Source organism: Brevundimonas sp. P7753 (genome assembly GCF_013386595.1).
Taxonomy (GTDB): Bacteria; Pseudomonadota; Alphaproteobacteria; order Caulobacterales; family Caulobacteraceae; genus Brevundimonas; species Brevundimonas bullata.
In genome coordinates this window covers 1-9,376 of sequence record NZ_JACARP010000125.1, presented here as the reverse complement: position 1 = coordinate 9,376, position 9,376 = coordinate 1, and the positions used below count along the sequence as shown (strand labels likewise).

The 9,376-nt window shown below is 68.1% G+C and carries 9 protein-coding genes; 8 read left to right on the top strand and 1 reads right to left on the bottom strand.

The genetic code is table 11. The features are described from left to right. A partial coding sequence (locus HX774_RS18005) for a LysR substrate-binding domain-containing protein (protein WP_255500540.1) occupies positions 1–373 on the top strand: 373 nt, incomplete at its 5' end. Positions 374–378: 5 nt separating this feature from the next. Here the strand turns inward: HX774_RS18005 and HX774_RS18000 are convergent. Continuing rightward, the gene (locus HX774_RS18000) at positions 379–2,427 is read right to left on the bottom strand and encodes an OPT family oligopeptide transporter (protein WP_114817934.1); all 2,049 of its coding nucleotides are present in this window, start codon (positions 2,425–2,427) and stop codon (positions 379–381) included. 129 nt (positions 2,428–2,556) lie between these two features. Here HX774_RS18000 and mutM point away from each other — a divergent pair, with 129 nt between their 5' ends. The 7 genes from mutM to recF form a co-directional block, all read left to right on the top strand. Next, a complete protein-coding gene (mutM, locus tag HX774_RS17995; RefSeq protein WP_178828826.1) occupies positions 2,557–3,429 on the top strand; it encodes a bifunctional DNA-formamidopyrimidine glycosylase/DNA-(apurinic or apyrimidinic site) lyase in 873 nt (290 codons plus the stop codon). Positions 3,430–3,496: 67 nt separating this feature from the next. Further along, positions 3,497–4,282 carry an enoyl-CoA hydratase gene (locus tag HX774_RS17990; protein ID WP_178828825.1) on the top strand — a complete coding sequence of 262 codons (786 nt, stop codon included), beginning with the start codon at positions 3,497–3,499 and terminating at the stop codon, positions 4,280–4,282. 132 nt (positions 4,283–4,414) lie between these two features. Beyond that, on the top strand, positions 4,415–4,684 hold the full coding sequence (gene rpsT, locus HX774_RS17985) for a 30S ribosomal protein S20 (RefSeq protein WP_114817932.1): 270 nt from the start codon (positions 4,415–4,417) through the stop codon (positions 4,682–4,684). Between the two features lie 509 nt (positions 4,685–5,193). Beyond that, positions 5,194–6,642, top strand: a complete 1,449-nt coding sequence (gene dnaA / locus HX774_RS17980) for a chromosomal replication initiator protein DnaA (protein WP_178828824.1) — start codon at positions 5,194–5,196, stop codon at positions 6,640–6,642. Positions 6,643–6,788: 146 nt separating this feature from the next. Further along, entirely contained in the window at positions 6,789–7,907 is a 1,119-nt protein-coding gene (gene dnaN / locus HX774_RS17975) for a DNA polymerase III subunit beta (RefSeq protein ID WP_114817930.1), read from the top strand. A gap of 38 nt (positions 7,908–7,945) precedes the next feature. Beyond that, a complete protein-coding gene (locus HX774_RS17970) occupies positions 7,946–8,230 on the top strand; it encodes a GIY-YIG nuclease family protein (RefSeq protein ID WP_178828823.1) in 285 nt (94 codons plus the stop codon). Between the two features lie 169 nt (positions 8,231–8,399). After that, positions 8,400–9,376 (top strand): DNA replication/repair protein RecF (recF, locus tag HX774_RS17965; RefSeq protein ID WP_178828822.1); only part of this gene is annotated, 977 nt, incomplete at its 3' end.

Here is a 9,376-nt window from a genome sequence, read left to right as displayed (position 1 = left end):
GGTGGTGGCGGCGCCGGGGCATGGGCTGGCGGGGCGGGCCGAGGCCCTGTCGGCGGCGGAGCTGAAGGCGCTGGACTGGGCCTTGCGGGAAGAGGGGTCGGGCACGCGGAGCGAGTTCGAGGCGGCCTTGCCGCGCGGCGTGGCGGGCAGCTTGCGGGCGGTTCTGACCCTGCCGTCCAACGAGGCCATCCTGTCAGCGGTGGCGGCGGGGGGGCTGGTGACGGCGATTTCGGAACTGGCCGCCCAGCCTCTGATCGAGGCGGGGCGGCTGGTTCGTCTGCCGCTCGATCTGCCCGAGCGGCCGTTTAATCTGCTGCGCCACCGCGAAAGGCGGCCCAGTAGGGCGGCGGAAGTTTTCGCTTCCGCGCTTTAGAGGTTTTAGACCTTGGCCGAGCGGCTGCGGATCCACGAGTAGAGAGCGAAGGTCAGGGCGGCGAAGACGACGACGCCCGCCAGCATGGCCGGCCACATCGTGTCCTTGGGCAGAAGCGCGAACGGCGCTTCGTTCTTCGTGCTGACGATGACGGCGGCGGTGAAGACGCCGAACAGGCTCTCGCCCACGATCAGGCCCGAGGCGAGCAGCACGCCCATGCGACGGCCGACGTCGGCGAAGCGGGTCGTGGAGATCCACCTGTCATAGACCCAACCGCAGACGGCGCCGACGACCAGCATGGTGGTGACGGCGGCCGGCAGATAGACGCCGATGCCGGCGGCCAGAGGCGGCAGCTTGACCTTGTCCTTCGTCGCGCCGCGCAGGACGATGTCGAGGATGATGACGCCGACGCCGACCAGGGCGCCGATACCGATCAGGTCCCAGCGCAGCTCGCCGCTGATGACGCCCTTGGCCAGGGCCGAGATCAGGGTGGCCTGCGGCGCGGCCAGGGTCTGGGCGCCTTCGACGATGGCGGGCGGGCCGCCTTCGAAGCCGAAGGCCTGGTTCATCATGTCCAGAACGAAGGGGATGACCAGGGCGCCGGCGACGACGCCGACCAGCAGGGCCGTCTGCTGACGCCATGGCGTGGCCTCGACCAGCTGGCCGGTCTTCAGGTCCTGCAGGTTGTCGTTGGAGATGACGGCGACGGCGAAGACGATGGAGGTGACGATCAGGGCGAAGGCGATGATCGACGGGTCCGCCGGCACCTTGGCGATGGCCATGACAGCCAGCATCAGCAGGGAGGCGATGACGATGGCCAGGATGCCGACGCCGGAAACCGGGCTGTTGGACGAGCCGATCAGGCCGGCCATGTAGCCGCAGATGGCGGCCACGGCGAAGCCGATGACCACGACATAGATCAGCCCGCCGATGACCAGGATGGGGGCGGAGGCGGCCAGGGTCGTGCCCTGGGTGAACAGGGCCAGCAGGACGCCGATGCCGACCAGGGCGGCGACGGACAGCAGGCCGACGATCTTGATCGGGATGTCCTGCTCGGTGCGGTCCAGAACCTCGCCGTGGGCGCGCTTGCTCTGCGCGGCCAGGGCCGAGACGAGACCGGCGACCAGGGGCTTGGCCAGCTTGAACAGGGTCCACAGGGCGGCGACGCCGATGACGCCGGCGCCGATGAAGCGGACTTCCTTGGCCCAGACCGTCATGGCCAGTTCTTCAGCCGGGGCTCCGGCCGGAAGCGAGGCGGCGATGGAGGGCACGCCGTGGGCCGCGGCCCAGGCCACGAACTCGGGCGAGGTCAGGATGGGGACGAAGATCAGCCAGGCCAGGACCAGGCCGAACAACTGGGTCAGGCCGACGGCCAGACCGATCAGGTGGCCGGCGCCCAGAAGGGCGAACTGCATCGAGAAGCCGACGCCGGTGGCGCCGCCGCCGAGCGCGGCGGGCAGGCGCAGGAAGGCGGTGGTTTCGGCGGCGAAGACGCGGGCCGAGGCCAGGAAGGCGAAGAAGGCGGAGGCGATGGCGCTGCCGACCACGACGACCAGACCCGAGCGGTTCTCGCGCACGGCGCTTTCGGATTCATCGGCGCCGGGCGAGCCGACCTTCAGAACCTCGGCGGCGGCGACGCCCTCGGGGTAGGGAAGACCGCCCTGCACCACCAGGGTCCGGCGCAGCGGGATGGAGAAGGTCACCCCCAGGACGCCGCCGAGGATGCAGATCATCACCGACTCCCAGAAGGGGAAGTTCATCCACCAGCCGATCATGACCAGGCCGGGCAGGACGAAGATGATCGAGCTCATGGCGCCGCCGACCGAGGCGACAGTCTGAACCGTCATGTTCTCCCAGATGGTCGAGCCCTTGAAGGCGCGCAGCAGGGCCATGGAGATGACCGCCGCCGGAATGGCCGAGGCGAAGGTCAGGCCGACCTTCAGGCCCAGATAGGTGTTGGCCGCCGTAAACACCGCCGCCAGCAAGCAGCCCAGGATCAGGGCGCGGATGGTCAGCTCGATGCGTTTGCCGGTGCTGGGAGGACTGTCTGTCATGCGGGGCTCTTTCCGTGTGTCGCGCCGGAGGTAAGCCGGAAAGCGGCGCTGTGACAACGGGGGGCGGAGGATTGAAGGCGCGCCGTCATCTTCCTTCTCCCGCAAGGTGAGAGGGGCTAGATGTTCGTCATGCCTGAATTGCCTGAAGTTGAAACCGTGCGGCGGGGTCTGGAGCCGGTGCTGGAGGGGGCGCGGCTGACGGCGGCGCGTCAGAACCGGCCGGACCTGCGCTTTCCCTTTCCCGAGCGCTTCGTCGAGCGGCTGGACGGGGCGACGGTGCTGCGGCTGGATCGACGAGCCAAGTATCTGCTGTTCCCGTTGTCGACCGGCGAGACCTGGGTGACGCATCTGGGCATGACCGGACGCTTCACCCTGGAGGGCGTGGCGCCGGGACGTTTCGAGACCGACGCGCCGGTCGCGGGCAAGCACGAGCACATGAGCCTGACCGCCGAGCGGGGCGGGGTGCTGACGCGGCTGGGCTATGCCGACGCGCGGCGGTTCGGCTTCATGGGGCTGATCCCGACTGAAGGACTGGAGGGTCACGTCTGGTTTGCGGGTCTGGGGCCGGAGCCCCTGGGCAACGGCTTTTCCGCCGCCCATCTGGGCGAGGTCTTCGCCGGCAAGGCGCAGAACATCAAGGTCAGCCTGCTGGACCAGAGGAATGTGGCGGGGCTGGGCAATATCTATGTGTGCGAGGCGCTGTACCGCGCCCGCATCTCGCCGTTGACGCCGGCGGGCAGGGTCAGCCGGCCCCGGCTGGAGCGGCTGGAGCGGCTGGCGACCGAGGTGAGGAATGTCCTGGCCGACGCCATCACGGCGGGGGGATCGACGCTGAAGGACTTCGCCAATGTCGAGGGCGGGCAGGGCTATTTCCAGCATCGCTTCGACGTCTATGGCCGCGAGGGCGAGCCGTGCCGGACCGAAGGCTGTTCCAGCGTGGTGGCGCGGGTGGTGCAGGGCGGGCGTTCGACCTTCTTCTGTCCGGTCTGCCAGAAGGGTTAGGGCGCGGGTGTTCCAGTGGGCGGGCTGAGGCGCTAGACCTGCCTCGAAAGATATAGAGGAGCGCCTGATGGCCGACGCCTATTCCACCCTGCTGATCGAACGCCACGCGGACGGCTATGCGGTCGTCACCCTGAACCGGCCCGAGGCGCTGAACGCGCTGAACACCACCCTGACCGGCGAGCTCGGCGACTTCCTGGAGAGCGTGGCCGACGATGACAGCGTGCGCTGCATCGTCCTGACGGGCTCGGTGAAGGCCTTCGCCGCCGGCGCCGACATCAAGGAGATGGCGGACCAGGCCTATGCCGACATGTACCGCGGCAACTTCTTCGCCCGCGCCCATGACCGGGTGGCTGGCTTCCGCAAGCCGATCATCGCGGCGGTGTCGGGCTATGCCCTGGGCGGCGGCTGCGAACTGGCCATGCTGTGCGACTTCATCATCGCCTCGGAGACGGCCAAGTTCGGCCAGCCCGAGATCAACCTGGGCGTGGCCCCCGGCATCGGCGGCTCGCAGCGCCTGACCCGCGCCGTGGGCAAGGCCAAGGCGATGGACATGTGCCTGACCGGGCGGATGATGGACGCCGCCGAGGCCGAGCGGGCCGGCTTGGTTTCGCGCGTGGTGGCGTCCGACGCCCTGCTGGACGAGGCGCGGGCGGCGGCGGCCAAGATCGCCGGCCAGTCGATCCTGGCGGTCATGGCCAACAAGGAGCTCGTCAACGCCGCCTTCGAGACCACCCTGACGCAAGGGGTGGTGTTCGAGCGCCGACTGTTCCACTCCCTGTTCGCCTTCGAGGATCAGAAGGAGGGGATGGCCGCCTTCGTCGAGAAGCGCAAACCCGTCTTCAGGGGGCGCTGAAACCCAGGCTGTGATTCAATTCCGGCCGGGTCGCGTTGACCGGCCGGAGCCTTTCCGCTATAGCCGCCCGCTCTTGAGATTTCCTCGCCGTGGACGTGGGTTCGCGGCGTTTTCGTTCGAAGGTTTTACCCGATGGCCAACAATGCAGGCGCCCGCAAGGCGATCCGCAAGATCGAAGCGCGGACCGAAGTAAACAAGGCCCGCCGCACCCGCGTCCGTACTTACCTGCGTAAGTTCCAGGAAGCCCTGACGGGCGGCGACGCCGCCGCCGCCAAGGCCGCCTTCATCACGGCTCAGTCGGAACTGATGCGCGCCGTGTCCAAGGGCGTGGTTCACAAGAACACCGGCTCGCGCAAGGTTTCGCGCCTGGCCGCCCAGCTGAAGAAGCTGTCGGCCGCCTGATTTAGACGGCGTCGCGGACGGGCTTTCACGCCCTTGTCAAACGACGTCATCTGAGGCGTTCGGACGACCCGTAACAGGGTTGTCGCAAGATAATCTAGCGATTTCAACGGCGAGGAAGCGCAAGCTCCCTCGCCGTCTTGCTGTCTGGCGCTAAGTCTCCGACAGAATCCGGCGTTCGGAATTGGGGCGAAATAGCCGTTTTCCCAAGCACTGCCGAGGTTTGCCGGAGTCAAACAATTTAAGTGCGAATCTCGACTCGAATCAGCGTTGATCTCCGGCGTGCGGCGGGTAAGTTTTGGCCTGTAACGCACTTCCATCCCAATCTGGATGAAGACGGGGGAAATCAATGGTTTCCGCCGGCGGGAGACGTCTGTCCGTGAGTATGACCCCACCTGCGAAGCCTCGGCTTTTCGGGACCGGAGAAGTCGTCCCGGCGGTCGCCTTCGTTGTGTGTTGGTTCGGTGGTTCTAACTCTTGGCGGGTGTGTTTTGACGAATTTGGGGGGCGCGATGACGGGCATGACGGATCCGGACCGTATCTGGACTGAGGCGGCGGGCCGCCTGAAGACCGAGATCGGCGACGGGCCGTTCAGCAGCTACATCGCGCCGTCGGCCGTGCGGCTGGACGCTTCGGGCAATCTGATCCTGGTGACGCCGACCGCCTATGCGCGGGACTGGGTGCGCAAGAACGCCCTGCGTCGCATGAACGAGCTGTGGCTGGGCCTGGACGGCCTGTCGCGCCGTCTGGACGTCCGTTGCCGCGCCGAGGTGGGCTCGCCCGCCCCGGCCACCGCCTTCCCCGCCGGCGAGGCCCCGCGCCTGGCCTCGGTCGGCGGCGTGGTCGCGCCTTCGGTTCCGGCCTCGGCCATCAGCGCCTCCGCCTTCGCCCCCTCGACCGACGGCGCCCGCGCCGTGCGCGCCGCCGGCCTGCAAGAGCGTCTGACGTTCGACAGCTTCGTCGAAGGCCAGGGCAACGCCTTCGCCTTCGCCATCGCCAAGCAGGTGGCCAGCTGGGCCGACGGCCACTTCAACCCGGTCTTCTTCTGCGGCCCCTACGGCTACGGCAAGACCCACCTGTTGAACGCCATCGCCTGGGAGGCGCAGCGTCTGCGCCCGGACGCCAAGGTGGTCTATCTGACCGCCGAGCGCTTCCTCTCGACCTTCGTGCGCGCCATGCAGGACCGCTCGACCGCGGCCTTCAAGGAGAGTCTGCGCTCGGCCGACATGCTGCTGCTGGACGACGTCCAGTTCGTCGGCGGCAAGACGAGCACCCAGGAAGAACTGCTCAACACCCTGACCTCGCTGATTGAGGACGGCAAACGCATCGTCCTGTCGGCCGACCGCGCCCCGACCGCCCTGACCGACGTCGAGCCGCGTCTGCGCAGCCACCTGGCCGCCGGCCTGACCTGCCCGGTCGAAGCCGCCGACCGCACTCTGAAGATCGCCGTGGCCCAGTCGCGTCTGAACGCCCTGGCCAAGCTGGGCGTGGTCTCGGGCCAGGCCCGCACCGACGTGCTGGAACATCTGGTGGACCGCACGCCGGGCTCGATGCGTGAGCTGGAAGGCGCCGTGAACACCCTGGCCGCCGTCGCCGGCGCCCGTCTGTCGACCCTGGGCGTGGACGAGGCGCAGAGCCTGCTGGGCGTCGCCCTGCGCGGCGGACCCGAGCGCCGCATCACCGTGGATGAGATCCAGAAGACGGTCGCCGACCACTTCAACCTGAAGCAGGCCGATCTGCTGAGCGAGCGCCGCACCCGCGCCATCGCCCGCCCGCGCCAGATCGCCATGTACCTGTGCAAGCAGCATACGACCCGGTCCTATCCCGACATCGGCCGTCGCTTCGGCGGGCGCGATCACACGACCGTCCTGCACGGCGTGCGCAAGATCGAAGAGCTGATGCCGAAGGAAGAGCAGATCGCACGCGACGTGGAAGCCCTGACCCGCAAGCTGCGCGGATAAGGTTTCGTCCACGGTTAGCCTGTGGATAGCGGGGGCAGACGTCGCAGGATGTCGGCCCCCCGTTGCCCCCGCCGCTCAATGCGCTAGTGTTCCCGACCATCCTTACGGCGACGCTGATGAAGGCGTCGCGGCCCGGGCGAGACCACATGCAGCTGACCATCGAACGTTCCGCGCTCCTGAAAGCCCTCGGGCACGTTCAGAGCGTGGTCGAGCGCCGCAACACCATTCCGATTCTGTCGAACGTGCTGTTGAGCGCCGGACGCGACCGGCTGGCCTTCGCCGCCACCGATCTCGACATGGAGATGGTGGACGAGGCCGAGGCCCAGGTGAACGTCGAGGGCCAGATCACGGCCTCGGCCCACACCCTGTACGAAATCGTCAAGAAGCTGCCGGACGGCGCCGAGGTCTCACTGACCTATTCGGGCGACGATCCGCGCCTGGTGATCTCGGCGGGTCGGTCCAAGTTCAACCTGCCGGTCCTGCCGGCCGGCGACTTCCCGATCATGTCGACGGAATCCACGGGCGCGCGCTATTCCCTGCCCAAGGAAGACCTGGCGCGTCTGATCGACAAGACCCGCTTCGCCGTCTCGACCGAAGAGACCCGCTATTATCTGAACGGCCTCTATCTGCACACGGTGGCGGAGGGCGGCGTGCCGCTGCTGCGCGCCGTGGCCACTGACGGTCACCGTCTGGCCCTGGCCGAGACCCCGGCGCCGGAAGGCGCGGCGGGCGGTCCCGGCGTCATCGTGCCGCGCAAGACCATTGATCAGGTCCGCCGCCTGCTGGACGACGGAAACGGCCCGGTCGAGGTCCAGGTCTCGGCCCAGAAGATCCGCTTCGAGTTCGGCCAGGCCAGCCTGACCTCCAAGGTCATCGACGGCGCCTTCCCCGACTATCTGCGCGTGATCCCCAAGGGCAACGACAAGCAGGCCGACATCGACAACGCCCTGTTCGCCAAGGCCGTCGACCGCGTCGCCACCATCTCGGCGGAAAAGAGCCGCTCGGTGAAGCTGGCCTTCGACAATGACCGGGTGAAGCTGACCGTCCGCAACATGGAAGCCGGCCAGGCCGAGGAAGAGGTCGAGATCGGCTATTCCGAAGAGCCCTTCGAGATCGGCTTCAACGCCCGCTATCTGCTGGACGTCGCCGGTCAGATCACCGGCGAAACCGCCCACTTCAAATTCGCCGACCCGGCCAGCCCGACCCTGGTGCTCGATCCGGCCGATCCGGGCGTGCAGTACGTGTTGATGCCGCTGCGGGTCTAAGCCCCGCAGAAAAAGTGAGCGCCGGGTCGGGAGGTTGGATGTATTTCTACACCTACATCCTGGCCGGTCGTCGCAACGGCGTCCTCTATACCGGATCGACCGACGACCTGCTGAAGCGGGTCGTCGAGCATCGCGAGAAGCTGCGTGGCGGCTTCACCGCCAAGTATGGGGTTTCGCGCCTAGTCTGGTATGAGCTCCACGGCACGCGCGACGAGGCTTTTCGCCGTGAGCGCCAGATCAAGGAATGGCGGCGAGCATGGAAGCTCGACCTGATCGAGCAGATGAATCCGTGTTGGGACGATCTGCTTCCGACATTGCTTTGAAGGTGTGGGCTGAACCAAATCTACCGCTCATCCCGGCGGACGCCGGGATCCAGTCCTTTGGCTGCAAGCGCGGCGTGTCTGGCTCTCACTGGACCCCGGCGTCCGCCGGGGTGAGCGGGTTTCTTAGGGGGCGTTTAGCTTCCAAATCGGTGTATCTGCTGACCCACGCATGATCCGCTCCCTCGCTCTCACCGACTTCCGTTCCTATGCGAGCGCCAGCCTGCCGGTTTCCGGCGGGGCCGTGGTGCTGCATGGGCCGAACGGGGCGGGCAAGACCAATCTGCTGGAGGCCATCAGTCTGCTGACCCCCGGCAAGGGCCTGCGCGGGGCGACGGCGCAGGAGATGGGGCGGCGTGAGCCGGGCGAGGCCGTGGGGCGGGCCTGGGCGGTCATGGTCACGCTGGATGAAGAGGGCGAAGAGGTGCGTCTGGGCACCGGGGTGCAGACGCCGGGGGCGGCAAGGCGCATCGTCCGCATCGACGGCGAGACGGCCCCGCCGGGGCGGCTGCTGGACCATCTGCGCCCGGTCTGGGCCACGCCGGAGCAGGACCGGCTGTTTTCCGACGCGCGGGCGGCGCGGCTGAGGTTCTTCGACCGGCTGGTGTTTGCGGCTGACCCTGATCATGCGGCGACGGTTTCGGCCTATGAAAAGGCGTTGAGGGAGCGGTTGCGGCTGCTGACCGACGGGGCGGAAGGCAAGCCCGCCGACCCCCTGTGGCTGGACGCGCTTGAGGCGCGGCTGTCCGAGGCCGGGGCGCGGGCGGCGACGGCGCGGACGCGGGCCCTGACGGCGCTGCAAGCCGGCATCGACGCGCGCGGCGACCGGCCCTTTCCCCAGGCCGACCTAGGCCTGACCGGCGAGGCCGAGGCGATGGCGGCGGCGGGGGCGGACGAGGCCGACATCGTCGGGATGCTGGGCGAGGGCTTTGTGCGGGCGCGGGGGCGCGACGCCGCCGCCGGACGCTCGCTGTTCGGGCCGCATCGCTCGGACCTGACGGCCCTGCACCGCGAGAAGAACCGGCCCGCCGCCGAGGGGTCTTCGGGCGAGCAGAAGGCCTTGGTGCTGAACCTGATCCTGGCCCAGGTCGGGCGGCTGGCCGATCCTGAATTCGGCCAGAAGGCGCAGCCCGTCCTGCTGCTGGACGA

Coding starts and splice junctions, on each gene's coding strand:
- HX774_RS18000 (WP_114817934.1), bottom strand. CDS start 2,427: ATGACAGACAGTCCTCCCAGCACCGGCAAACGCATCGAGCTGACCATC.
- dnaN (WP_114817930.1), top strand. CDS start 6,789: ATGCAGCTGACCATCGAACGTTCCGCGCTCCTGAAAGCCCTCGGGCAC.
- rpsT (WP_114817932.1), top strand. CDS start 4,415: ATGGCCAACAATGCAGGCGCCCGCAAGGCGATCCGCAAGATCGAAGCG.
- HX774_RS17990 (WP_178828825.1), top strand. CDS start 3,497: ATGGCCGACGCCTATTCCACCCTGCTGATCGAACGCCACGCGGACGGC.
- mutM (WP_178828826.1), top strand. CDS start 2,557: ATGCCTGAATTGCCTGAAGTTGAAACCGTGCGGCGGGGTCTGGAGCCG.
- HX774_RS17970 (WP_178828823.1), top strand. CDS start 7,946: ATGTATTTCTACACCTACATCCTGGCCGGTCGTCGCAACGGCGTCCTC.
- dnaA (WP_178828824.1), top strand. CDS start 5,194: ATGACGGGCATGACGGATCCGGACCGTATCTGGACTGAGGCGGCGGGC.